Genomic DNA, 23,528 nt, shown 5'->3' with positions numbered 1-23,528 from the left:
GCCGTCCGTCAGTCGTCGTTCAGCGCCTCACGTACGACGTCGGGCGTGTTCGTGATGATCCCGTCCACGCCGAAGCCGGCCACCCGCCGCGCGCTCGCGGCGTCGTTGACGGTCCAGGTGAAGATCTCCAGCGGCTTGTCGTGCGGGCCCTTCACGGCGTGCAGCGCGGAGACGTAGTCGGCCGAGATCGTCGTGTGCGAGGAGTTGATCTGGTCGGCGAAGCGGGCGTACTGGGGCAGGTCCGCCACCGCGGGCGTGCCGAGGAATCCGGTCTTCACGTCGGGCCGCAGGGCGTGCACCGTCTTCACGCTCTCCGCGTTGAAGCTCTGGATGACCAGCTTGCTCTTGACGTGGTGCTTGTCGAGCCAGCCCGTCTCGCGCAGGACCCGCAGGCCCTGCTTCTCGATGCCGGGGTAGAGCTCGGGCTTCTTGAATTCAAAGACCAGCTTCTGGTGGTTGCGCGAGACCCGGCGCATGTACTGCTCCAGGGTCGGGACGCGCTGCCCGGCGTACTTCGGGCTGAACCAGCTGCCCGCGTCGAGCTTCGCGATCTCCGCGGCGGTGAAGTCGGCGACCTTCCAGGGCGCCCGGTCGGGGTAGACCTCCTCGACGTTCGTCGTCCGCTTCAGGGTGTCGTCGTGGACGATCACCAGCTCGCCGTCCTTGGTGCGCTGGACGTCGTTCTCCACCCAGCGGAAGCCCATGTCACGGGCCTTGTCTATCGCCGCGAGCGTGTTCTCGGGCGCGTAGGCGGAGGCCCCGCGGTGGGCGACGACGAGTGGGGTGCGGTGTTTGGCGCTCGGTGCCGTGTGGGTCTGCGCGGTGGCGGTGGCGGTGGGCAGGACGAGCGCACCGGCACCGAGGAGGGCGACGGTGGTGGCTGCAGCGCGTGCGTACACGGGTACTCCTCGCGTCGTGAGATCGCGGACCGGTCGAGAGTGACAGCCCACGGACAACGGGAGACAGGTGCAGGATGGCCACAGGTTGAACGAAGTCGTCAAAGACGAGGACCCCGCGCGTGGGGAACGCGATTCTTTGCCGGAAAATCGTTCGTGGGTTCCGGGGTGAGCTTTACTCTCTGCCTCAGCAGACGGTCTTTCAGATGGGCCGCCGGCAGGGGGTGCATGGCACGTTTTCATGGCATTTGGGCACGACAGGCGGAAGGGCTACCGCTCATGCAGGGCACGGTCGACGGGTTCAGCTACGGAGTCGTCACACCGGTGGTGGCCTACCTCATGGCGTGCCTCGGGGGAGCGCTGGGGCTGCGCTGCACCACCAGATCGCTGCTCGTCGCGCACTCCTGGCGGCCGGGCTGGCTGGCGCTCGGCTCGGCAGCGATCGGCTCCGGCATCTGGACCATGCACTTCGTGGCCATGATGGGCTTCACCGTCGAGGAAGCCCCGATCCACTACGACAAGGCGCTGACCTTCGCGAGCCTCGCCGTCGCCATCCTCATGGTCGGCGTCGGGATCTTCATCGTCGGCTACCGCGGCGCGACGGGCACCGCCCTCTTCACCGGCGGGACGATCACGGGCCTCGGCGTCGCCTCGATGCACTACCTGGGAATGGCCGGTATGCGTCTTCGCGGGACGCTGGAGTACAACACCCTGACCGTCGCCGCCTCCGTGGTGATCGCCATGGTCGCCGCGACCGCCGCACTCTGGGCGGCGGGACAGGTCAGGGGATTCCTGTGGAGCCTGGGCGCGAGCCTCGTCATGGGGCTCGCGGTGAGCGGCATGCACTACATGGGCATGGCGGGGCTCAGCGTCCATCTGCACGGTTCGGACGCCGCGCCGCCCGGCGACTCGCCCGCCGAGATCCTGGCGCCGATGATGATCGGGCCGCTCGCCTTCCTGCTCCTGGCCGGCGTGATCGTGATGTTCGATCCGCTCATGGTGATGGGCGGCAAGGCCGACGCCAGGAACCCCGCGCGGCCCGGCGGCGCCCGCCCGACCTACTCCGTGCCGCGCTCCGGCGACCGCCACGTGCCGCCCACCCGCCGCCGGTCCCGGACCCGCCCCCGCACCCGCCCCGGCTCCCGCACCCCGCAGAACTGGTGAGCCGTCCCGGACCCGGCGCGGCGGGCTGCTGAGCGGCCGATCCCGCCCGGTTGTCAGTGGGGGGTCGTACGGTGGATTCCATGCGGCCCGTATCCAAGATCGAACGCACGGTGGCACCCTTCGAGGTCGTCAGCCCGTACCAGCCCAGCGGTGACCAGCCGGCGGCCATCGCCGAGCTGGAGCGACGCATCCGCGCAGGCGAGAAGGACGTCGTCCTCCTCGGCGCGACCGGCACCGGCAAGTCGGCCACCACCGCGTGGATGATCGAGAAGCTCCAGCGCCCCACCCTCGTCATGGCGCCGAACAAGACACTGGCCGCCCAGCTGGCGAACGAATTCCGCGAGCTCCTGCCGAACAACGCGGTGGAGTACTTCGTCTCCTACTACGACTACTACCAGCCCGAGGCGTACGTCCCGCAGTCGGACACCTACATCGAAAAGGACTCCTCGATCAACGAGGAGGTCGAGCGCCTGCGCCACTCCGCGACGAACTCCCTGCTGACCCGCCGCGACGTGGTCGTGGTCGCCTCGGTCTCCTGCATCTACGGCCTGGGCACCCCCCAGGAGTACGTGGACCGCATGGTCCCCCTCAAGGTCGGCGACGAGATCGACCGCGACCAGCTCCTGCGCCGCTTCGTCGACATCCAGTACACGCGCAACGACCTGGCGTTCACCCGCGGCACCTTCCGCGTCCGCGGTGACACCATCGAGATCTTCCCGGTCTACGAGGAGCTCGCCGTCCGCATCGAGATGTTCGGCGACGAGATCGAGGCCCTCTCCACCCTCCACCCGCTCACCGGCGAGGTCATCAGCGACGACGACCACCTCTACGTCTTCCCGGCCTCGCACTACGTGGCGGGTCCCGAGCGCATGGAGAAGGCGATCAACGGCATCGAGAAGGAGCTCGCCGAGCGCCTCGCCGAGCTGGAGAAGCAGGGCAAGATGCTGGAGGCCCAGCGCCTGCGCATGCGCACCACGTACGACCTGGAGATGCTCCGCCAGATCGGCTCCTGCTCCGGCGTCGAGAACTATTCGATGCACTTCGACGACCGCGCCCCCGGCACCGCGCCCCACACCCTCCTGGACTACTTCCCCGAGGACTTCCTCCTGGTCCTGGACGAGTCGCACGTCACGGTCCCCCAGATCGGCGCGATGTACGAGGGCGACGCCTCCCGCAAGCGCACCCTCGTCGACCACGGCTTCCGGCTCCCCTCCGCGCTGGACAACCGCCCGCTGAAGTGGGAGGAATTCCTCGGCCGCGTCGGGCAGACGGTCTACCTCTCGGCGACCCCCGGAAAGTACGAGCTCTCGCGCGGCGACGGCTTCGTCGAGCAGATCATCCGCCCCACCGGCCTCGTCGACCCCGAGGTCGTCGTCAAGCCCACCGAGGGCCAGATCGACGACCTGGTGCACGAGATCCGGCTGCGCACCGAGAAGGACGAGCGCGTCCTGGTCACCACGCTCACCAAGAAGATGGCCGAGGACCTCACCGACTACTTCCTCGAACTGGGCATCCAGGTCCGCTACCTCCACAGCGACGTCGACACCCTGCGCCGCGTGGAGCTCCTGCGCGAGCTGCGCGCCGGTGAGTACGACGTACTGGTCGGCATCAACCTCCTCCGTGAGGGCCTCGACCTGCCCGAGGTCTCCCTGGTGGCGATCCTCGACGCCGACAAGGAGGGCTTCCTGCGCTCCGGGACCTCCCTGATCCAGACGATCGGCCGCGCCGCGCGCAACGTCTCCGGCCAGGTCCACATGTACGCGGACAAGGTCACCCCGGCGATGGAGAAGGCCATCGACGAGACCAACCGCCGCCGCGAGAAGCAGATCGCGTACAACACGGAGCGGGGCATCGACCCGCAGCCGCTGCGCAAGAAGATCAACGACATCGTGTCGGCCATCGCGCGCGAGGAGGTCGACACCGAACAGCTCCTCGGCTCCGACTACCGCAAGCCGAAGGCAGGCAAGGGCGCCAAGGCCCCCGTCCCGGCCCTCGGCGGCGAGGCGGCCAAGGCAGGCAAGGCGCCCGCCGCGTCCGGGGCCAAGGGCAAGAAGGGCGCCGGCACCGTCCCGACCGACCGCCCCGCGGCCGAACTGGCCGAGCAGATCGAGGAGATGACCGAGCGCATGCGGGCGGCCGCCGCCGACCTGCAGTTCGAGATCGCCGCCCGGCTGCGCGACGAGGTGTCGGAGATGAAGAAGGAACTCCGTCAGATGAGGGAGGCCGGCCAGGCCTGACGACACCCCTGGGGGAGGGGTGGAGGGCCTACCGCCCGGTCTGTTGCAAGACCGCCACAAAGTGCGACCTGCGGTACGACGCCGCAGGTCGCCCTGCATAGGGTGCTGGGCAACCGCAAGAGGCGGTTGCCCAGGCAGTTCGAGAGGGGACAGCGCGTGACGGTCAACATGACCAAGGGTCAGGCCATCAGCCTGCAGAAGGACGACGGGGGCACCCTGACCGCGGTGCGCATGGGACTGGGGTGGCAGGCGGCCCCGCGCCGCGGTCTGTTCGGCTCGCGCACCCGCGAGGTCGACCTGGACGCCTCGGCGGTGCTGTTCGCGGACAAGCAGCCGGTGGACGTCGTGTTCTTCCGTCACCTCGTCAGCGACGACGGCTCGGTGCGGCACACCGGGGACAACCTCGTCGGCGGCGTCGGCCAGGGCGGGGACGACGAGGCGATCCTCGTCGACCTCCAGCGGGTCCCCGTCCACATCGACCAGATCGTCTTCACGGTGAACTCCTTCACCGGCCAGACCTTCCAGGAAGTGCAGAACGCCTTCTGCCGCCTGGTCGACGAGACCAACGGCCAGGAGCTCGCCCGCTACACCCTGGACGGCGGCGGCAAGTACACCGCGCAGATCATGGCGAAGGTCCACCGCGCGGGAGCGGGCTGGCAGATGACGGCCATCGGCAACCCCGCCAACGGCCGCACCTTCCAGGACCTGATGCCGTCGATCCTGCCGCACCTGTGAGCACCGCCGCCGGCCGCTCCTGACAGCACGCCGGTGTACGTACGAGGGACGAGGGCTCGACGGGAGCCCTCCGAGGGGGAACGAACGCGATGACGGCCGAGCTGGTGCGGGGGCAGAACCACCCCCTTCCCGGGACCCGCCTGGAGATCCGCGTCTCGGCGGGCGAGCCGGTCGTGGCGGGCGCCACGCTCGGCGACGAACAGGGCAGGGTCCACGGCGTGGAGTGGGTGGCCCACCCGGGCTCGCCCACCCTGCCGGGGCTCGAGGTGTCCAAGCAGGCGGCGGCCGACCACCGCCTCGCCGTGGACCTCGGCGCCCTGGCGGAGAGCGTCCACCGCGTCAGCGTCCTGCTCGCCCTGCCCGCGGGCGCCGGGCGCCCGGCCGGCTTCCGTGCCCTCGCCGCCCCCTTCGTCTCGGTCACCACGCTCGACGGCACCGAGGTCGCCGGGTACACCATCACCGACCTGGACACCGAGTCCGCGGTCATCGCCCTGGAGCTCTACCGCAGGCAGGGCGCCTGGAAGGTCCGCGCCGTCGGCCAGGGGTACGCGGGCGGCCTCGCCGCCATGCTCACCGACCAGGGCCTGCCCGAGGCCCGCGAGCTGGCAGACGCCATCGACGAAGCGGTGGCCCGCGGCATGGCCCGCTCGGTGGCCGCACCCCCGCCCCGTACCGCCGACGAGACCCGGGTGCGCACCACCGCACACGGCCCCGCCACCCCGGCGCGGACCCCCGCCGCACCCGAGGGCGGACCCGCGACCCGGCCCGGCCGGCCCCCTGAGCAGCCGGACGCCGCCGCACCCGACGCGTCCGCGGCCCCGCCCGGCGGCCCCGTCGACTACACCCACCCGGGACGCCGGACGACCGCGCCCCCGCCGGCCCCGCCCGCCGCGCCCCCGGCCCGCCCAGGAGAGGCCGCCCGGCCCGTCGCCGGTGACGCCACCGGCTGGTCCATGGAGGAGCGGCTCTACAACCAGGTGTGGGGCATGTTCGAGGACCTGGCCCGCACCACGGCGGCGTACCGCAGCGCCGTCGACTTCGCGGACTCCCGCATGGAGCAGGAGCTCGACAAGGTCCTCTCCGACCCGCGCAGCCGCATCGGCGGCACCGGCGACGCGGCGCGCGAGACCGCCCGCGCCCGCCACGCCGACCTCGTCGACCGGGCCAGGGCCGCCTTCGACCGCGACCTCGCCCAGCTCGCCGCCGAGGCCGACGTCGTCGAGCCCGCCCTGCCTCCCGCGTACGCGGCGTGGAGCAGCCCGGTCTGGCACGCCTACCGCGCACCCATGGAGATCCCGATGGCGCTGCGCGTCGGCGACCTCCACCTCCCCGAGCGCGTCGACCTGCGGATCCCGATGCTCGTCCGGCTCCCCCTAGAGCGGGGGCTGTGGATCGACAGCGGCAAGGCGCTCACCAACCACGCCACCGACGTCACCGAGCTGCGCCGGCTCGCCGTGGACTCCGCGGTCGCGCACGCGGCGCGGCTGCTCGCCGCCTATCCGGCCGGCGAGTTCCAGGTGCACGTGATCGACCCGGCGGGCGCCGCGGCGGGCGCGCTCGCCCCGCTGGTGACGGCCGGTGTGCTGGCCGGGCCCCCGGCGGCGGGGGCGGCCGGTGTCGCCGAACTCCTCGGCAGGCTGACGCAGCGCGTGGACCTGGTCCAGATGGCCGTCCGCGGCGGCGCGGCCGACGCCCTGCCCCCGGACCTTGACACCGCCGAGCAGCTCCTGATCGTCAACGACTTCCCGCACGGCTTCGACGACCGCGCCGTGACCCAGCTGCGCTACCTCGCGGACGAGGGTCCTGCCGTCGGCGTCCACCTCATGATGGTCGCCGACCGCGAGGACGCCGCGGAGTACGGGCCGCTCCTCGACCCCCTGTGGCGCGGGCTGCTTCGGCTGACGCCGGTGCCCGACGACCACCTCGCCGACCCGTGGGTCGGTCACGCGTGGACGTACGACCCGCCCGCCGTGCCGCCGGGCAGCCACGTCCTGCGGCAGATCCTCGACCAGGTGGCCACGGCCCGGCGCAACGGCGGCCGCTGACCCGCCCGCCCTGTCCGGTCGTTCGCCGGTAAGCGGGTAAAGCCGGTAAAGCGACTTTAGGTCCGCCCTGACCTGGCCTTTTGGCTCTTGTTTGCCATGGTCTTTACTAATGCTTGGTGTTTCGCGTACGCTTCTACCTGCGGAGGGGAGTACTCCCGGCTGCGACGTACCCGTCAATACGGACCGCCATCGGTCCCGGGGCGTCGGCCCGACACGGCGGCATCGCCTCGGGTGGAAGAGACCTCCGGCAGCGACGACGCTGATCAGTAGCCGTACGACGCCGGAGGCGCAGTGGACGTTTCAATGACCCTGTGGGTGACGACCGTTCTCGGTCTGTGTGCCCTGATCGCGGTCGACTTCTTCATCGGGCGCAAGCCCCATGACGTGTCGATCAAGGAAGCCGGAATATGGACGGTCGTCTGGATCGTCCTCGCGGCGCTCTTCGGCGTCGGCCTGCTGGTCGCCGGTGAGAGCCAGGCGTCCGGCGAGTTCTTCGCCGGCTTCATCACCGAGAAGTCGCTCTCCGTCGACAACCTCTTCGTCTTCATCCTGATCATGGCGAAGTTCTCGGTCCCCTCCCACCTGCAGCAGCGCGTGCTGCTGTTCGGCGTCCTGATCGCCCTGGTGCTGCGCGCGATCTTCATCGCCGCCGGCGCCGCGGTCATCGCCAACTTCTCGTGGGTCTTCTACATCTTCGGCGCGTTCCTGATCTACACCGCCTGGAAGCTCATCCAGGAGGCGCGCTCCGACGAGGAGGACGAGGAGTTCGAGGAGAACCGCCTCCTGAAGTCCATCGAGAAGAAGTTCGGCGTCTCGGACCGGTACGAGGGCACGAAGCTGTTCATCCGCAGGAACGGCAAGAAGATCATGACGCCGCTGATGGTCGTCATGCTCGCCATCGGCACCACCGACGTCCTCTTCGCGATGGACTCCATCCCGGCGATCTTTGGCCTCACCCAGGACCCGTACATCGTCTTCACCGCCAACGCCTTCGCCCTCATGGGCCTGCGGCAGCTGTACTTCCTCATCGGCGGACTGCTCAGGAAGCTGGTCCACCTCAGCTACGGCCTGTCGGTGATCCTCGGCTTCATCGGCGTGAAGCTCGTGCTGCACGCCCTCCATGAGAACGGGGTGCACGTCCCCGAGATCTCCATCCCCGTCTCCCTCGGCGTCATCTGCGGCGTCCTGGTGATCACCACGATCACCAGCCTCATCGCCTCCGGGAAGCAGGAGCGGCAGGCGGCGGCCGAGGCCGCGGACGAGGCCCGCAAGGACAGCGTCGAGGCCTGACGCCGGGTGCCGTCCGCCCGCGCGGACGGACGGCACCGAGTAGCGGCACCCGAGCGCCCGGGGCAGCATCGAGTCATGGTCACTCGGCTCCGGGCGCTCGGCATGCGGTGGACGACCGTGGTGCCGGTCCTCGCGATCGTCCTCCTCGCGCTCACCTGGGGGCGGGACCTGCCGGGAGCGGTCGTCGCCGTGGTGACGCTGGTCCTCGCCGGAGCGGTGCTCGCCGCCGTCCACCACGCCGAGGTGATCGCGCACCGCGTCGGCGAACCCTTCGGCTCACTCGTCCTCGCGGTCGCGGTGACGATCATCGAAGTGGCGCTGATCGTCACCCTCATGGCCGACGGCGGCGACAAGAGCTCCACCCTGGCCAGGGACACCGTCTTCGCCGCCGTGATGATCACCTGCAACGGCATCGTCGGGCTCTGCCTCCTGGTGGGCGCCCTGCGCCACCGCGTCGCCGTCTTCAACTCCGAGGGCACCGGCGCCGCCCTCGCGACCGTCGCCACCCTGGCCACGCTCTGTCTGGTCCTGCCGACGTTCACCACCAGCAAGCCGGGCCCGGAGTTCTCCACGGCCCAGCTCACCTTCGCCGCCGTCGCCTCGATCATCCTGTACGGGCTCTTCGTGACGACCCAGACCGTGCGCCACCGCGACTACTTCCTGCCCGTCACCGGCGAGGGAGAGGTCATCGACGCCGACGGCCACGCCGAGGGTCCCTCCGCGCGGACGGCGCTGACCAGCCTCGGACTGCTCGCCCTCGCGCTGATCGGCGTGGTCGGCCTCGCCAAGGGGGTCTCCCCGACGATCGAGTCGGGCGTGGAGAGCGCCGGCATGCCGCACGCCGTCGTCGGCGTGATCATCGCGCTGCTCGTGCTGCTCCCCGAGACCATCGCCGCCGTGCGCGCCACCCGCCGCGACCGCGTGCAGACCAGCCTGAACCTCGCCCTCGGCTCGGCGATGGCCAGCATCGGGCTGACCATCCCAGCCGTCGCCGTCGCCTCGGTGTGGCTCTCCGGGCCGCTCGTGCTGGGCCTCGGCGCGACCCACATGGTGCTGCTCGTCCTCACCGTCTTCGTCGGCACCCTCACGGTCCTGCCGGGCCGCGCCACACCCCTCCAGGGCGGCGTCCACCTGGTGCTCTTCGCGGCGTACCTGGAACTGGCGATCAACCCCTAGCGGGCCGCACGGCTCCTCAGTAGGTCACCGTGATGCGCCGCGCCGGACCGTCGACCCGCACGAGCCCCCCGTAGGGGATCACCACCTGGGGATCGGTGTGCCCGAGGTCCACGTCGAAGACGGCCATGGTCTCGGGCGCGTAGGCGGCGAGGGCCTTGAGGACGGCTTCCCGCTGCTCACGGATGTACGTCGCCTTCTCGTCGGCGCTCGACCGGCGCTGGAGGGACCATGCCTTGGCGCGGCCCATCAGGAGGGCGGGGAAGCGGTGCAGGAGACCGCGCTCGCCCATGTTGCGCAGGATGCGGAACACCTCCTCGGCGCCGGGCAGTTCCTCCGAGGTCTCCAGGAACAGGACCCCTCCGTCGTACGCGGACAGGTCCCGCTCGATCTCGCGGTCCGCCATCAGGAGCCAGGAGAGGATCTCCAGGTTCCCGCCCCAGGAGCGGCCCTCCACGACCCGCTCGGGGCCGTGCCAGCGCCAGCCGCCGGCCGGCTCGGTGGGCGGCTCCTGCGCGAGGGAACCGGGGTCCTCCCACGGCAGGTCGACGTCGCGGTAGCGCTCGGCGGGGCGCAGTTCGTAGGGCCCGGAGGTGAAGAGCGCGGCGCGCAGCGAAGCGGCGGTCTCGGGCGCCATGGCGCCGGGACGGCCCAGCTCGCACATGACGGACATGCCGTGGTAGCCGACGATGCCGGACCGTGCGAGGAAGGCGAGCAGGTTGGTGTTGTCGCTGTAGCCGAAGAACGGCTTCGGGTTGGCGCGGATCAACTCCCGGTCCAGATACGGCAGTACGGTGATCTGGTCGTCGCCGCCGATGCTCGCGATGACGGCCTTGACCGTCGGGTCGGCGAACGCCGCGTGGAGGTCGTCGGCCCGCTGCCGCGGTGTCGAGCCCAGCTTCCTGGTCGTCGGGTACTCGACGGGTTCCAGGCCGAAGTCGGCGCGGAGGCGTTCCAGTCCGAGCTCGTAGGGGAGCGGGAAGAGCTCGGGCAGGCCGGCGCCGGGGGAGAGGACGGCGACGCGGTCGCCCGGCGAGGGCTTCGGGGGGTACACGGGTTCGATGGACATGGGTGGAGATTAGGCGGGCACTCCGGGGAGCGCACCCGGCTTTCGGCGCCCTCCCGCGCGCGGGAGGCGTGATAGACCTCCCTTATGACGCACAGCCTCGCCACCGCCCCGATCATGGTCCTGAACGGCCCGAACCTGAATCTCCTCGGCAAGCGCCAGCCGGAGATCTACGGCACCGACACCCTCGCCGACGTCGAGGCCCTGTGTGCCGAGGCGGCGGCCGCGCACGGCGGGACCGTGGACTTCCGACAGAGCAACCACGAGGGCGAGTTGGTCGACTGGATCCACGAGGCGCGCGAGCACCACGTGGGCATCGTCATCAACCCCGCGGCCTACTCCCACACCTCGGTCGCGATCCTGGACGCGCTCAACACCTGTGACGGCATGCCGGTGTTGGAGGTGCACATCTCCAACGTCCACCGGCGCGAGGCGTTCCGGCACCACAGTTACGTGTCGCAGCGCGCCGACGGCGTCATCGCGGGATGCGGTGTGCAGGGGTACGCGTTCGCCGTGGAGCGGGTGGCGGCGCTGGTCGCCGCCGGCGCGTGACGCGTACCCCTTCGTTCACCTGACCCGCGCGCTCACCAGCCGCGCGCCCGCCACTCGGCGAGGTGCGGCCGCTCGGCGCCGAGTGTTGTGTCGCCGCCGTGGCCGGGGTAGACCCACGTCTCGTCCGGCAGGGTCCCGAAGATCTTCGTCTCGACGTCGTCGATGAGGCTCGCGAAGGCCTTCGGGTCCTTCCAGGTGTTGCCGACGCCGCCCGGGAAGAGGCAGTCGCCGGTGAACACGTGCGGGTGGCCGTGCGGGTCGTCGTAGACGAGCGCGATCGAGCCGGGGGTGTGACCCACCAGGTGGCGGGCGGTCAGCGTGACGCGGCCGACCGTGACCGTGTCGCCGTCGTCGACCGGGACGTCCGTCGGCACGGGAATGCCGCCGGCGTCCTCGCGGCCCGCGTACGTCCGCGCGCCGGTGGCCGCCACGACGTCGGCCAGCGCCTGCCAGTGGTCGCCGTGCTGATGCGTGGTGACGACCGAGGCGATGCCGTCGCCGCCGATCAGCGTCAGCAGCGTCTCCGCGTCGTTGGCCGCGTCGATCAGCAGCTGCTCGCCGGTGGCCCGGCAGCGCAACAGGTAGGCGTTGTTGTCCATCGGCCCGACCGCGACCTTCGAGATCATCAGGTCCGGCAGCTCGTGCACGTCCGCGGGCCCGCCGACCCGCACCGCTCCGCTGTACGTCATGGCCGCCAGCCTATAGCGGGGGAAGGGCGGGCAGCGGGCCGCCTTCGGAGGTGAGCGCGGAGCCGTCGCGACGGCCGGAGAGCCAGCCGAGCAGCTCCGGCGCGGTCCCGGAGACGGTGACCTCCGGCTCACCCTCGCGACCCGTGCTCCACGCGTGCGTGCCGTCCGAGATCCGCGTGGGCGGCACGTCGGAGCCGCCCGAGAAACGGTCGGCCAGGAACTCGATCTCCCGCCGCACGAACTCCGCGGGGAGGTCCTCCAGCTCGTACCCGATCCCCAGGTCCACGTGGTGCAGCTCGACCTCGATCCAGCGCCGGAAGGGCACCCGCGCCGCCGAGTCCGTGACGCCGTTGCGCAGCTCGACGGTGCGGGACCAGTCGGCGGGCTTCGCGCCCTCCGCCTGGAATGCCTCCGCGGTCTCCCGCAGGTCGTCCACGTGCACGGCGAGCGGCCGCGCGGCGTCCCGCTCGATGTCCGCGTCGCGGGCCTCGGCGCTGGGGTACATCGGCCGTCCGGCGAGCACGTTCACCAGCGCGTCGGCGTTCCGCGCGAGGTGGGCGAGGACATGGCCGCGGGTCCAGCCCGGCAGCAGCGACGGCTCGGCGGTCGAAGCGTCGTTCAGTTTCGCGGCTGCGGTGAGCAGCCGGTCGGTCGCGTCACGTACAGACGCCAGGTCGCGCACATGATCAATCATGAGGTCGACGATAGCTGGGTCACACGTTCGAGTGAAGGTGCGTGAACAGCCCGCAAATCGAATGTACGTCCTATACGGTCGAGGACGGCATCGGGCATTCTTGAAGGTCCGGGTTTGTTGTGCAGGTGGAACCAGGGAAGCGGCCCGGCGTTGTCAGTGGCTCGCCCTAGTCTGTGAATGACGGGGGTTTCGCCCCCTGTCTCTTCTCTCAAGAAAGGTGCGGACCGGCGTGGCCGACCGTCTCATCGTCCGTGGCGCGCGCGAGCACAATCTCAAGAACGTCTCGCTCGACCTCCCGCGTGACTCCCTCATCGTCTTCACCGGACTCTCCGGGTCGGGCAAGTCCTCGCTCGCGTTCGACACGATCTTCGCCGAGGGCCAGCGGCGGTACGTGGAGTCCCTCTCCTCGTACGCCCGGCAGTTCCTCGGCCAGATGGACAAGCCCGACGTCGACTTCATCGAGGGCCTCTCGCCCGCCGTCTCCATCGACCAGAAGTCGACCTCGCGCAACCCGCGCTCCACGGTCGGCACCATCACCGAGGTCTACGACTACCTGCGCCTGCTCTTCGCGCGCATCGGCAAGCCGCACTGCCCCGAGTGCGGCCGCCCCATCTCCCGCCAGTCGCCGCAGGCCATCGTCGACAAGGTCCTTGAGCTGCCCGAGGGCAGCCGCTTCCAGGTCCTGTCGCCGCTGGTGCGCGAGCGCAAGGGCGAGTTCGTCGACCTCTTCGCCGACCTCCAGACCAAGGGGTACTCCCGCGCGCGGGTCGACGGCCAGACCATCCAGCTCTCCGAGCCGCCCACGCTCAAGAAGCAGGAGAAGCACACCATCGAGGTGGTCGTCGACCGCCTCACGGTGAAGGACTCCGCCAAGCGCCGCCTGACCGACTCGGTGGAGACCGCCCTCGGCCTCTCCGGCGGCATGGTCGTGCTCGACTTCGTCGACCTCGCCGAGGACGACCCCGAGCGCGAGCGCATGTACTCGGAGCACCTCTACTGCCCGTACGACGACCTCTCCTTCGAGGAGCTGGAGCCCCGCTCCTTCTCCTTCAACTCGCCCTTCGGCGCCTGCCCGGACTGCACCGGCATCGGCACGCGCATGGAGGTCGACCCCGAGCTGATCGTCCCGGACGAGGACAAGTCGCTCGACGAGGGCGCCATCCACCCCTGGTCGCACGGCCACACCAAGGAGTACTTCGGCCGGCTCGTGGGAGCCCTCGCCGACGCCCTCGGCTTCGCCACCGACATGCCCTGGGCCGGACTGCCGCAGCGCGCCAAGAAGGCCCTGCTCAACGGCCACAAGACCCAGATCGAGGTCCGCTACCGCAACCGCTACGGCCGCGAGCGGGTCTACACCACCGCCTTCGAGGGCGCCGTCCCCTTCGTCAAGCGGCGCCACAGCGAGGCCGAGAGCGACGCCAGCCGCGAGCGCTTCGAGGGCTACATGCGCGAGGTGCCCTGCCCCACCTGTGAGGGCACCCGCCTGAAGCCGATCGTGCTGGCCGTCTCCGTCATGGGGAAGTCCATCGCCGAGGTCTCCGCGATGTCCATCAGCGACTGCGCGGACTTCCTCGCCCAGCTGAAGCTGGGCGCCCGCGACAAGAAGATCGCCGAGCGCGTCCTCAAGGAGGTCAACGAAAGGCTGCGGTTCCTGGTCGACGTCGGCCTGGACTACCTCTCGCTGAACCGCGCCGCGGGCACCCTCTCCGGAGGCGAGGCCCAGCGCATCCGCCTCGCCACTCAGATCGGCTCCGGCCTGGTCGGCGTGCTCTACGTCCTGGACGAGCCCTCCATCGGCCTCCACCAGCGCGACAACCACCGCCTGATCGAGACCCTCGTCCGCCTGCGCGACATGGGCAACACGCTCATCGTCGTCGAGCACGACGAGGACACCATCAAGGTCGCCGACTGGGTCGTCGACATCGGCCCCGGCGCGGGCGAGCACGGCGGCAAGGTCGTGCACAGCGGCTCCATGAAGGAGCTGCTCGCCAACGACAAGTCGATCACCGGCCAGTACCTCTCGGGCAAGCGGTCCATCCCCGTCCCCGACGTGCGCCGCCCCACCGACCCGTCCCGCCGGCTCACCGTGCACGGCGCCCGCGAGAACAACCTCCAGGACATCGACGTCTCCTTCCCGCTCGGCGTCCTCACGGCGGTCACGGGCGTCTCGGGATCGGGCAAGTCGACCCTGGTCAACGACATCCTCTACACCCACCTGGCCCGCGAGCTGAACGGCGCCAGGTCCGTCCCCGGCCGGCACACGCGCGTGGACGGCGACGACCAGGTCGACAAGGTCGTGCACGTCGACCAGTCGCCCATCGGCCGCACCCCCCGCTCGAACCCCGCGACGTACACCGGAGTCTTCGACCACGTCCGCCGACTCTTCGCGGAGACGACGGAGGCGAAGGTCCGGGGTTACCTCCCCGGCCGCTTCTCCTTCAACGTCAAGGGCGGCCGCTGCGAGAACTGCTCCGGTGACGGCACCATCAAGATCGAGATGAACTTCCTCCCGGACGTGTACGTCCCGTGCGAGGTCTGCCACGGCGCGCGGTACAACCGCGAGACGCTGGACGTCCACTACAAGGGCAAGTCCATCGCCGAGGTCCTGGACATGCCGATCGAGGAGGCGCTCGACTTCTTCGAGGCGGTGCCCGCCATCGCCCGCCACCTGCGGACGCTCAACGACGTCGGCCTAGGGTACGTGCGCCTCGGCCAGTCGGCGCCCACGCTCTCCGGAGGCGAGGCCCAGCGCGTGAAGCTCGCCTCCGAGCTGCAGAAGCGCTCCACGGGCCGGACCGTGTACGTCCTGGACGAGCCGACCACCGGTCTGCACTTCGAGGACATCAGCAAGCTGATCACGGTCCTCTCCGGCCTGGTCGACAAGGGCAACACGGTCATCGTCATCGAGCACAACCTCGACGTGATCAAGACCGCGGACTGGGTCGTCGACATGGGCCCCGAGGGGGGCAACGGCGGCGGTCTGGTCATCGCCGAGGGCACGCCGGAGGAGGTCGCCGGGGTGCCGGCGAGCCACACCGGCAAGTTCCTCCGGGAGATCATCTCGGCGGACCGGATCAGCGACGCGGGCACCTCGCGGGGGCGGCCCGCCAAGAAGGCCCCGGCCAGGAAGACCGCCGCGCGGAAGACCGCCGAGAAGACGGTGGCGGCGAGCGCCACCGCCACGCGGCGGACGGCGACGGCCAGGACGGACGCCCCGGCCAAGAAGGCCGCGGCCACGAAGAAGACGGCGTCGGCGAAGACCGCGGCCACCAAGGCCGCGGCCACCAAGAAGACCGCGGCTACTAAGGCCACGACCACCAAGAAGGCCGCCGCCAAGAAGACGGCGCGGACCCGCAAGGCCTGACGGCCACCGTCGCCGACACCCGGTCCGGAGCCCGGCTCGGAGCCCGGCGCGCTGCCCGGAAGCGCCCCGTCCCTCACCGGGGGCGGGGCGCTTCGCCGTACGCGAGGGGCGGCTCCGGGGGCCGCGGCGGCGACCCGAACGCCCCTTGCCCGCCGCCCCGTCGGCGTGGTCGGCTTCTCCCATGCCCGTACGCAGCGAACGCGCAGGCCCCGTCACCACCATCGTGCTGTCCCGCCCCGCCGCGCGGAACGCCGTCGACGGGCCCACCGCCCGCGCTCTCGCCGACGCCTTCCGCGCCTTCGACGCCGACCCCGACGCCGCCGTCGCCGTCCTGTGGGGCGCGGGCGGCACCTTCTGCGCGGGAGCGGACCTCAAGGCCATCGGCACCCCCGACGGCAACGCGGTGACCGAGGACGGGGACGGTCCCATGGGCCCCACCCGGATGCGGCTCTCCAAGCCGGTGATCGCGGCGATCTCCGGCCACGCCGTCGCGGGCGGCCTCGAACTCGCCCTCTGGTGCGACCTGCGCGTCGCCGAGGAGGACGCGGTCCTCGGCGTCTTCTGCCGCCGCTGGGGCGTCCCGCTGATCGACGGCGGGACGGTGCGGCTGCCCCGGCTGATCGGTGAGGGCCGCGCCCTGGACCTGATCCTGACCGGCCGCCCGGTGGGCGCGGCGGAGGCGCTCGGCATGGGCCTCGTCAACCGCACAGTGCCGACCGGCACCTCCCGCGCCGCCGCCGAACGGCTCGCCGCCGAGATCGCCGCGTTCCCGCAGACCTGCCTGCGCCACGACCGCCTCGCCCTGCTCGAACAGGGCGGCTTGCCCGAACGGGAGGCGATGGTGGTCGAGTTGCGCCACGGAATGCGATCCCTGGCCGAAGCAGCCGAGGGCGCGTCCCGCTTCGTCGCCGGAGCGGGCCGCCACGGCGCATTCAAGGACCGCTGAAGCGACACGCGGGCCGCCCGTCCACCCCACTGCCACGGGCGCCCGGCCCCGGCCCGTCTAGGCCAGTTCAGCCGCATACGGCGGCTCCGCGCCCGCGCGCGAGCAGGTCAGGGCCGCCGCGCGTGTTGCGAATCGCAGGACCTGTGTCCAGGTATCGGTGTCCAGCGCGGCCAGCGCCCGTGGTGACAGCGCGTCCCGTGCGCCAAGGCCGTGCAGGAGTGCCGCGTTGACCGTGTCGCCCGCGCCGATGGTGTCCACCACGTCGACCCGCTCGCCCGCCACCCTCAGCTCCGTGCCGCCGCGCGTGTACAGCCTCAGGCCGGCCCCGCCGTCGGTGACCACCACGGCCTCCGGCCCCGCGGCGAGCCACTCCCGCGGGGTGCCGCCCAGCCAGTCGGCGTCCTCCCGCGACAGCTTGAGCAGCGAGACCGACGGCAGCCAGCTCGTGAACCGGTCCCGGTAGGCGTCCGCGTCCGGGATGAGTCCGGCCCGTACGTTCGGGTCGAGCGTGGTGAAGACGCCGCGCGCCGCCGCGCCGCGCAGCAGCTCCTCGTACGCGCTCGCGCCCGGCTCCAGGACGAGCGAGCAGGTGCCGAACGACATCGCGCGCACGCCCTCGGGAAGCCGGTCGGGGACGGCGAAGAGGCGGTCGGCCGTGCCCTCGACGTAGAAGGAGTACCCGGCCGAGCCGTCCGCGCCGATCGAGGCGACCGCGAGCGTCGTCGGCTCGGGGCCCCGCTGCACCGGCGACACGTCGACACCGGCCGCTCGCAACCCGTCCAGCAGCGCCTCACCGAACGCGTCCCGGGAGACGCGCGAGCAGAAGGCGACGGGGGAGCCGAGCCGGCCGAGCGCGACCGCCGTGTTGTACGGGCCGCCGCCGAGGCGCGGCGCGAGCGGGGGCAGCCCGGCGGCGCCGTCCGGGCCCTGCGGCACGAGGTCGATCAGGGCCTCTCCTGCGACGACTATCACGGGCGGTTCCTCTCGGGCGGTTCCTGGTCCGGCTCGGGGCACCGCGGCACGCGGGCGCGGCGCCCCGCCCAGGCTAGGCCGTGGGCAGGGCGGCGGACGGAATCGGGCAGTACTCGGGCGCGCTCGTGCCCGACCCGGTCCGAGGGCCGCGCACCGGTAGGGTCTGATCCGTCACCGACGCCCCTGCCCCGCACCTGTGGAGACGCCATGTCCGGTACGCCTCACGCCCGCCGCACCGTGCTGCGGGCCGCCGCTCTCGCCCCGGCCGTCGGGCTCGGGCTCACCGCGTGTTCGTCGGACGGCGACGGGTCGAACCGGTCGGCGCCGACCGCACCGGTGGAGCTCGGCGCGTCCGACGAGGTGAAGGTGGGCGCCTCGAAGCTGTACAAGGACCAGAACGTCGTCGTGAGCCGGATCTCCGACGACGAGTACAAGGCGTTCAGCACGATCTGCACCCACGCGCGCTGCCCCATCAACCATCTGGAGGGGCACAAACTGGTCTGCCAGTGCCACGGCAGTCAGTTCGACGCCACCAACGGCAAGGTGCTGCACGAGCCGGCCGTCGAGCCGCTCGCCGAACTCCCGGTGAAGGTGGCGAACGGCAAGATCGTCGCGGGCCCGGAGAAGAAGGCCTAGCAGGCCGGGAAGCCGGGGTTCCCGCTCACTCCCAGTCCCAGGCGATCCCCAGGATGCCCGCCCGCACCTGCGGCTCGACCAGGTGCACGGAGCGGTGGCTGCCGCTCAGCGTCAGCTCCTGCCGGCCACCGCGCGGGGCGGCCGCCGAGTGCTGGGCGAAGCGGTGGCAGCGTACGGGCAGGGCCGCCTCGTCGAAGCGGATCTGCAGCGCGTACTGGCCGCCCGCGTAGGTGAAACCGCGCATGTACTCGGTGGCCGTCCCGGCCGTGCCGTCCTCGAAGCCGTAGCCGAAGAGGTGGGTGTCGCCCGCGCGCAGGCGCGCGTCGAAGAGCAGCTCGGCGACGAGCACCCCCGTCCCCTGGTGCCACCGCACGCGGCCCGTGCGGCAGTTCTCCAGCGCGCGGACGCGGACGCGGTCGGGGGCGCAGCCGGGGTCGCCGTGGTGGATGGCCACGTAGCGGTCCACGCCGTCGCGGTGGGCGCGCACGACGTGCTGCGACTCGCGGCCCGCCATCTCGCGGTGCGCGCCGATCCGCACCCGCTCGTGGTGGCCGATGGTGTGCAGCCCGCCGTCGACCGGTGAGCCGAGTTCGGCGAGGAGCGAGCGCAGCACGTCGGAGGCCTCCACCAGGGAGCGGTACGAGCGGGCGGCGGGCCGCGCCCGGTCGGCGCGCTCGGCCGGCGTGACGAGCAGCCGGATCAGCGACTCCTCCGGGAGCTGAAGGATCTCCTCCAGGGCGCGTACGGCGCGCAGGGACTCGGCGCGCTGGGGGCGCCGGGCGCCCTGCTGCCAGTAACTGAGGCTCGTCACGCCGACGTTGACGCCGTGCCGGACCAGATGGTGACGTATGCGGTGCAGGGGGAGGCGGCGCGCGGCGATCGCGGTGCGCAGCGCGAGGTGGAACGGGCCGGTGCGCAGGGCGGCCTCCAGGTCCGCCGGCGACTCGTGCTCCCCGGCCGCCTCGGGGGGCGGGTGCGCCTGGTGTTCCCGGATCGCTGCGTGCTCGGGGAGCCGGTCGTTGTGCTCGTCCGCGAGCCGTGTGACGTGCCGCAAGGCGGACTCCTTCTGTGAACGTTCACTTCTGCCGTTCCGGCGTTCGCGCCGGTGGGGGCGGGCTGCCAGGTGGGCGCACGGGCGATGTTCACATCCGTACGCCGCCGTTCACGGCCCAAGTAATTCCGCATTGAAGCGTGTTGACCTGCACCCGACAACACTCGATGCTCAATCGCAGCGTCCGGACGCGCTCCTCCACACCCCACCCCGCACGGGAGGATCGCCATGCGCGAACCCCACATCAGGAGCAGCGGCACCGGCAGACGGAGATGCCTCTCCGCTCTCGCCGTCGTCGCCGCGGCCCTCTTCGCCGCACCCGTGGCCACGGCCACGGCAGCTCCGCTCAGCCCCGCCCCCGCCGTGTCGGCCGCGCCCGAGGCCCGCACGGCACACGGCACCACCGCCGCCGACCCGTCCGTCCTCGCCGCCAAGCGGCTCAACATCACCATGCAGTCCCAGCAGAAGACCAACTGGTGCTGGGCCGCGGGCGGCAACACCATCGCGACCTTCCTGGGCCGCAACTACAGCCAGAACCAGTTCTGCAACGCGGCCTTCGGCCGCAGCCAGAACACCGAGTGCCCCAACAACCAGGCCACGCTCGGCAATGTGCAGAGCGGCCTGCGCTGGGCGGGCATCAACCCCGGCTCGTACGTCACCGGCTGGCTGCGCTACCCGACCGTGAAGACCGAGATCGACGCGGGCCGCCCGGTCGAGACCCGCATCCAGTGGTCCAACGGCGGCGGCCACATGCACGTCCTGTACGGCTACGACGACGCGAACAGCTGGGTCTACTGGGGCGACCCGTGGCCCTCCAACGACCGCTACAACTGGGCCTCGCACGCCTGGTACGTCGACAACGACACCTTCTCCTGGACCCACTCGCTCTACCGGATCGGGGCGTGAGAGCGATGACCCGTCACCTTCCACGCCACCGTCACCTGGCCGGTGCCGTGCTCGCGGGTGCGGCGGCCACCCTGTTCCTCGGGGCCGTGGCCCCGGCGGCCTCCGCCGACTCAGGACCCGCGGCACCCTCTCCGGCCGCCCGCGCCGCGGCGCACCGGGCCGCCGAGGCACCCGGCAGCCTCGACACGCTCTCCCGCTTCTTCGCGCGGGACAAGGCGATCACCAGGGACGCGGCCGACCCGCGCATCGAGGGCGGGACCGTGCCCGTCTACTACCTGTCCCCGGACTTCGTCGCGGGCAAGAAGGGCGCGCCCGTCGCCCGCCTGGAGTTCCTCGCCAGCAAGGCGGTCTCCTCCGACGGCCAGGAGGCCTCCCTCTGGACCGTTCGGCGGGGCGGGTCCTGGCAGGTCGTGAACATCGCCACCGGGGACGACGAGACCCACTACGCGCGCGTGGGCGCGCGCAAGGTCTCCCGGGGCACCGTCTTCCACGAGCCGCAGATCAACGCCTGGTACGTCCAGGACGAGGAGCACGCGCGCGTGCTGCCGCTCGACAAGGACGCGGTGCGAGCGGTCGGGGCGGAAGGGACCTCGCTCGCCGCCTACCGCAAGCGCGTGCAGAAGGCGTACGGGGACAAGCTGCCTGGCTCCGCGTACGCGAAGTCGGGCAAGGCCGGTGGCTACACCGAGACGGAGGCGGAGCGGTCCTCCGGCGACGGCCCGGTCACGGTCGCCTCGTCGCTGGCCGGCGCGGGCGCCCTGGCCGCCCTCGGCCTCTTCGGGACGTCTCTCCTGCGGCGGCGCGGCCGCCGGCAGGCGGGCTGACCCCAGGGAGGGGCGGCCGGAACGCAGGCCGCCCCTCCGAAGCGCGCCCGTCAGTGCAGTGCGCTGCCCCCGCGCCACTCCTTCCAGCCGACGTTCCAGTCGCCGTAGCCGTTGCCCGTGGCCACGGTCTCCTTGGAGCCGACGACCCGCACGATGTCGCCGGGGATCACCTCTTCGTAGAAGCGCCGCGCGGTCCCGTCGGTGGCCAGGCCTATGCAGCCGTGCGTGACGTTGCTCTCGCCCGCTGTGGCGTTCGCGTTCGGGTTCTCGTGCAGGTACGTGCCCGAAGTCGTCAGGTGCACCGCGAAGTTGTAGTAGTCCTTGTACGCCTTCCCGTAGCCCACCGTCCGCGAGTCCATGAGCACCCGGGACTGCTTGTCCAGGACGACCATGGTGCCGTTCCAGGTGTCCATGCCCGGGGCGCCCGCGGTGACCTTCACCTCGCGCGTCCTGCCGTCCTTCACCACCGTCATGGTGTGGGTCCGCACGTCCACCGTGGCGACGAGCGAACGGCCCACCTCGAACGTCCGGGTGATCCCGGCGCCAGCCCGGACGGTCACCTTCGTGCCGGGCTTCCACGGCTCGCGGGGCCGGTAGTCCACGCGCTGCCCGTCGAGCAGATTGCGGTCCTTGACCCAGCTCCACGAACCCGTCACACCGGGGTCGGCCTCGACCTTCAGACGCCGCTCCACGGCGGCCCTTTCCGTCACCGGGACCGGGCGGTCAAAGGTCAGCGACACCGGCATGCCGACACCGACCGTCCGGCCATCGGAGACGTTGATCCGCGCCCCCTTGAGGGCCGCGGGCTCCGGGGCGGCCCGCTCTGTGGGCTTCTGCCGCGCGGACGACGCACGGTCCGCCGAGGTCGGCGCCGGCTTCGGCCCCGACCCCCGCCCGTCGTCCCCGCCCTGCGCCGAGCAGCCCGCGAGGGCGAGCGAACAGAGCGCCGCTACGCCCCACGCGCGCGTGGCACGCCTCATCGTGATTCCTGTGGTCATGGGTCCCCCCTGGGCTGTGTTTCGATGTACGGGACCTGTACGCACGGGCGGGGCGCCGGGTTGCACGCGAGGTGCGTAAATTTCGGATCGGGTGAACCGGCGGGGCCGGGCGGGGGCGCGGGGGCATGACGGAGGACGAGTTCGACGCGTTCTACGCCGCCGCCTTCCCGCGTCTGGTCGGCCAGTTGTACGCGCTGACCGGTGACCACGGGGAGGCGCAGGACGTCGTCCAGGAGGCCTTCGTACGCGCCTGGGACCGCCGCCGCAGCTTCCTCGCCGACGAGGCCCCCGAGGCATGGATCCGCACCGTCGCCATGCGCCTGGCCGTGAGCCGCTGGCGGCGCGCCCGGCGCTGGCTCGACCTGGTGCGCCGGAACCCGCCCGCCGACCGCGTCCCCGGCCCGGGCCCCGAGCACACCGCCCTGGTACAGGCGCTGCGCACCCTCCCGGAGGCGCAGCGCACCGCCGTCGTCCTGCACCACCTGTGCGACCTGAGTGTCGAGCAGGTAGCCTCCGAGACCGGCTCGCCCGTCGGCACCGTCAAGGCCCGCCTGTCGCGCGGCCGTGCGGCGCTCGCCGCGCAGCTGTCCGCCGAGCGGGCCGGCGAGGGCGCGGGCCGGGACGCCGGCGGCGACGAGCCGAGCGCGAAGGGGAGTGGCCGTGTCCGATGACCTGACGTCCGCGCTGCACGACCTCGCGGCCGACCACCGCACGCCCCCTCCCGTACCGGGCGCCGAGATCCGCCGCCGCGCCGTCGCGCGCGGCCGCCGGCGCCGTACCGCCGTGGTGGGCGGGGCCCTCGCCACCGCTGCGGTCGCCGTGACCGTCGTTGCCGGGCTCCTCACCGGCTCCGACGGCGACCACCCGCACCGGACACCGGCACCTGCCGCCACCCGCGCCACCCGCGAGCCCGCCGCCACGGTCGACCTGTCCCGGCACCTGATGACGCTCGGCGGCAGGGAACTGCCCGTCTCCGCGGGCACCGCGCAACACCCCACGCCGACCGGCCGGATGACCGTCGTCGCCACCCACCGCAAGCTGCGCATGACCGCCCAGACCGTGGGCCTGGACAACTACGACATGACGCTGCCGTGGGTCATCGAGCTGCGCACCCCGGACGGCGGCACCAACTACGTCGTCGCCCTCACCTACAACCAGAAGGCGCCCGGGCACCTGGACGTCACCCACGGCTGGATCGGGCTGCGCACCGCCGACGCCCGCACGCTCCACGACCGGCTGGAACCGGGCGACGTGATCACCGTCCGCGGCGGGGGAACCGGACGCTGACCC

21 protein-coding genes are annotated in these 23,528 nt (G+C 71.7%); 14 read left to right on the top strand and 7 right to left on the bottom strand.

What is annotated here, in order from left to right; translation table 11 throughout:
- Positions 1-8: 8 nt before the first annotated feature.
- A complete protein-coding gene (locus ACZ7DY_RS31535; protein ID WP_471141392.1) occupies positions 9-899 on the bottom strand; it encodes a glycerophosphodiester phosphodiesterase in 891 nt (296 codons plus the stop codon).
- 276 nt (positions 900-1,175) lie between these two features.
- Between ACZ7DY_RS31535 and ACZ7DY_RS31530 the strand changes: the two genes are divergently transcribed.
- The 6 genes from ACZ7DY_RS31530 (at position 1,176) to ACZ7DY_RS31505 (ending at position 9,543) form a co-directional block, all read left to right on the top strand.
- A complete protein-coding gene (locus tag ACZ7DY_RS31530; protein WP_471141389.1) occupies positions 1,176-2,060 on the top strand; it encodes an MHYT domain-containing protein in 885 nt (294 codons plus the stop codon).
- A gap of 80 nt (positions 2,061-2,140) precedes the next feature.
- Positions 2,141-4,297, top strand: a complete 2,157-nt coding sequence (gene uvrB, locus ACZ7DY_RS31525; protein WP_471141386.1) for an excinuclease ABC subunit UvrB — start codon at positions 2,141-2,143, stop codon at positions 4,295-4,297.
- A gap of 156 nt (positions 4,298-4,453) precedes the next feature.
- Positions 4,454-5,032: a TerD family protein gene (locus ACZ7DY_RS31520; RefSeq protein ID WP_471141384.1), complete on the top strand. Its 579-nt coding sequence runs from the start codon at positions 4,454-4,456 to the stop codon at positions 5,030-5,032.
- Positions 5,033-5,121: 89 nt separating this feature from the next.
- Positions 5,122-7,077 carry a TerD family protein gene (locus ACZ7DY_RS31515; protein ID WP_471141382.1) on the top strand — a complete coding sequence of 652 codons (1,956 nt, stop codon included), beginning with the start codon at positions 5,122-5,124 and terminating at the stop codon, positions 7,075-7,077.
- Positions 7,078-7,368: 291 nt separating this feature from the next.
- The gene (locus ACZ7DY_RS31510) at positions 7,369-8,367 is read left to right on the top strand and encodes a TerC family protein (protein WP_471141379.1); all 999 of its coding nucleotides are present in this window, start codon (positions 7,369-7,371) and stop codon (positions 8,365-8,367) included.
- A 75-nt stretch (positions 8,368-8,442) separates the two neighbouring features.
- Complete coding sequence (locus tag ACZ7DY_RS31505; RefSeq protein ID WP_471141376.1) at positions 8,443-9,543, top strand: calcium:cation antiporter; 1,101 nt, start codon at positions 8,443-8,445, stop codon at positions 9,541-9,543.
- 16 nt (positions 9,544-9,559) lie between these two features.
- Here the strand turns inward: ACZ7DY_RS31505 and ACZ7DY_RS31500 are convergent, their stop codons facing one another.
- Positions 9,560-10,609 carry a S66 family peptidase gene (locus ACZ7DY_RS31500; RefSeq protein WP_471141373.1) on the bottom strand — a complete coding sequence of 350 codons (1,050 nt, stop codon included), beginning with the start codon at positions 10,607-10,609 and terminating at the stop codon, positions 9,560-9,562.
- A gap of 84 nt (positions 10,610-10,693) precedes the next feature.
- Here ACZ7DY_RS31500 and aroQ point away from each other — a divergent pair, with 84 nt between their 5' ends.
- Complete coding sequence (gene aroQ / locus ACZ7DY_RS31495) at positions 10,694-11,158, top strand: type II 3-dehydroquinate dehydratase (RefSeq protein WP_471141371.1); 465 nt, start codon at positions 10,694-10,696, stop codon at positions 11,156-11,158.
- A 32-nt stretch (positions 11,159-11,190) separates the two neighbouring features.
- Here aroQ and ACZ7DY_RS31490 read toward each other — a convergent pair whose 3' ends face one another.
- Together ACZ7DY_RS31490 and ACZ7DY_RS31485 are read right to left on the bottom strand one after the other, a co-directional pair.
- Positions 11,191-11,847, bottom strand: a complete 657-nt coding sequence (locus ACZ7DY_RS31490) for an MBL fold metallo-hydrolase (protein WP_471141368.1) — start codon at positions 11,845-11,847, stop codon at positions 11,191-11,193.
- Positions 11,848-11,857: 10 nt separating this feature from the next.
- The gene (locus ACZ7DY_RS31485) at positions 11,858-12,541 is read right to left on the bottom strand and encodes a maleylpyruvate isomerase family mycothiol-dependent enzyme (RefSeq protein ID WP_471141365.1); all 684 of its coding nucleotides are present in this window, start codon (positions 12,539-12,541) and stop codon (positions 11,858-11,860) included.
- A 229-nt stretch (positions 12,542-12,770) separates the two neighbouring features.
- On the opposite strand from ACZ7DY_RS31485, the gene uvrA reads away from it, so the two are divergent.
- Together uvrA and ACZ7DY_RS31475 are read left to right on the top strand one after the other, a co-directional pair.
- Positions 12,771-15,905 (top strand): excinuclease ABC subunit UvrA, encoded by a 3,135-nt coding sequence (gene uvrA / locus ACZ7DY_RS31480; protein ID WP_471141362.1) that lies wholly within the window; start codon positions 12,771-12,773, stop codon positions 15,903-15,905.
- Between the two features lie 181 nt (positions 15,906-16,086).
- Positions 16,087-16,851 carry a crotonase/enoyl-CoA hydratase family protein gene (locus ACZ7DY_RS31475; protein ID WP_471141360.1) on the top strand — a complete coding sequence of 255 codons (765 nt, stop codon included), beginning with the start codon at positions 16,087-16,089 and terminating at the stop codon, positions 16,849-16,851.
- Positions 16,852-16,908: 57 nt separating this feature from the next.
- Here ACZ7DY_RS31475 and ACZ7DY_RS31470 read toward each other — a convergent pair whose 3' ends face one another.
- The gene (locus ACZ7DY_RS31470; protein WP_471141359.1) at positions 16,909-17,823 is read right to left on the bottom strand and encodes a carbohydrate kinase family protein; all 915 of its coding nucleotides are present in this window, start codon (positions 17,821-17,823) and stop codon (positions 16,909-16,911) included.
- Between the two features lie 207 nt (positions 17,824-18,030).
- On the opposite strand from ACZ7DY_RS31470, the gene ACZ7DY_RS31465 reads away from it, so the two are divergent.
- Complete coding sequence (locus ACZ7DY_RS31465; protein ID WP_471141356.1) at positions 18,031-18,459, top strand: QcrA and Rieske domain-containing protein; 429 nt, start codon at positions 18,031-18,033, stop codon at positions 18,457-18,459.
- A gap of 25 nt (positions 18,460-18,484) precedes the next feature.
- Here the strand turns inward: ACZ7DY_RS31465 and ACZ7DY_RS31460 are convergent, their stop codons facing one another.
- Positions 18,485-19,390: a hypothetical protein gene (locus ACZ7DY_RS31460; protein ID WP_471141921.1), complete on the bottom strand. Its 906-nt coding sequence runs from the start codon at positions 19,388-19,390 to the stop codon at positions 18,485-18,487.
- A 348-nt stretch (positions 19,391-19,738) separates the two neighbouring features.
- On the opposite strand from ACZ7DY_RS31460, the gene ACZ7DY_RS31455 reads away from it, so the two are divergent.
- Positions 19,739-20,416, top strand: coding sequence for a papain-like cysteine protease family protein (locus tag ACZ7DY_RS31455; protein WP_471141355.1), 678 nt, complete (start codon positions 19,739-19,741; stop codon positions 20,414-20,416).
- A gap of 5 nt (positions 20,417-20,421) precedes the next feature.
- Positions 20,422-21,240, top strand: coding sequence for a hypothetical protein (locus ACZ7DY_RS31450; RefSeq protein WP_471141353.1), 819 nt, complete (start codon positions 20,422-20,424; stop codon positions 21,238-21,240).
- Between the two features lie 50 nt (positions 21,241-21,290).
- On the opposite strand, the gene ACZ7DY_RS31445 is transcribed toward ACZ7DY_RS31450, so the two are convergent.
- On the bottom strand, positions 21,291-22,238 hold the full coding sequence (locus ACZ7DY_RS31445) for a L,D-transpeptidase (protein ID WP_471141350.1): 948 nt from the start codon (positions 22,236-22,238) through the stop codon (positions 21,291-21,293).
- Between the two features lie 125 nt (positions 22,239-22,363).
- Between ACZ7DY_RS31445 and ACZ7DY_RS31440 the strand changes: the two genes are divergently transcribed.
- Together ACZ7DY_RS31440 and ACZ7DY_RS31435 are read left to right on the top strand one after the other, a co-directional pair.
- A complete protein-coding gene (locus tag ACZ7DY_RS31440; RefSeq protein ID WP_471141348.1) occupies positions 22,364-22,909 on the top strand; it encodes a SigE family RNA polymerase sigma factor in 546 nt (181 codons plus the stop codon).
- Positions 22,899-23,525 carry a L,D-transpeptidase gene (locus ACZ7DY_RS31435; RefSeq protein ID WP_471141346.1) on the top strand — a complete coding sequence of 209 codons (627 nt, stop codon included), beginning with the start codon at positions 22,899-22,901 and terminating at the stop codon, positions 23,523-23,525. The genes ACZ7DY_RS31440 and ACZ7DY_RS31435 overlap by 11 nt, the downstream gene beginning before the upstream one ends.
- Positions 23,526-23,528: the final 3 nt, after the last annotated feature.

The sequence above is a fragment of the Streptomyces sp. NPDC037013 genome (assembly GCF_055607265.1).
This window is presented reverse-complemented; position numbering and strand designations above follow the sequence as displayed.

Excerpts from the sequence above, each read along its gene's own strand:
- ACZ7DY_RS31475 (WP_471141360.1), top strand. The coding sequence starts at position 16,087 with ATGCCCGTACGCAGCGAACGCGCAGGCCCCGTCACCACCATCGTGCTG.
- ACZ7DY_RS31455 (WP_471141355.1), top strand. The coding sequence starts at position 19,739 with ATGCGCGAACCCCACATCAGGAGCAGCGGCACCGGCAGACGGAGATGC.
- ACZ7DY_RS31485 (WP_471141365.1), bottom strand. The coding sequence starts at position 12,541 with ATGATTGATCATGTGCGCGACCTGGCGTCTGTACGTGACGCGACCGAC.
- ACZ7DY_RS31445 (WP_471141350.1), bottom strand. The coding sequence starts at position 22,238 with ATGACCACAGGAATCACGATGAGGCGTGCCACGCGCGCGTGGGGCGTA.
- ACZ7DY_RS31530 (WP_471141389.1), top strand. The coding sequence starts at position 1,176 with ATGCAGGGCACGGTCGACGGGTTCAGCTACGGAGTCGTCACACCGGTG.
- ACZ7DY_RS31450 (WP_471141353.1), top strand. The coding sequence starts at position 20,422 with ATGACCCGTCACCTTCCACGCCACCGTCACCTGGCCGGTGCCGTGCTC.
- ACZ7DY_RS31505 (WP_471141376.1), top strand. The coding sequence starts at position 8,443 with ATGGTCACTCGGCTCCGGGCGCTCGGCATGCGGTGGACGACCGTGGTG.
- uvrB (WP_471141386.1), top strand. The coding sequence starts at position 2,141 with ATGCGGCCCGTATCCAAGATCGAACGCACGGTGGCACCCTTCGAGGTC.
- aroQ (WP_471141371.1), top strand. The coding sequence starts at position 10,694 with ATGACGCACAGCCTCGCCACCGCCCCGATCATGGTCCTGAACGGCCCG.
- ACZ7DY_RS31440 (WP_471141348.1), top strand. The coding sequence starts at position 22,364 with ATGACGGAGGACGAGTTCGACGCGTTCTACGCCGCCGCCTTCCCGCGT.
- ACZ7DY_RS31515 (WP_471141382.1), top strand. The coding sequence starts at position 5,122 with ATGACGGCCGAGCTGGTGCGGGGGCAGAACCACCCCCTTCCCGGGACC.
- ACZ7DY_RS31500 (WP_471141373.1), bottom strand. The coding sequence starts at position 10,609 with ATGTCCATCGAACCCGTGTACCCCCCGAAGCCCTCGCCGGGCGACCGC.
- ACZ7DY_RS31490 (WP_471141368.1), bottom strand. The coding sequence starts at position 11,847 with ATGACGTACAGCGGAGCGGTGCGGGTCGGCGGGCCCGCGGACGTGCAC.
- ACZ7DY_RS31465 (WP_471141356.1), top strand. The coding sequence starts at position 18,031 with ATGTCCGGTACGCCTCACGCCCGCCGCACCGTGCTGCGGGCCGCCGCT.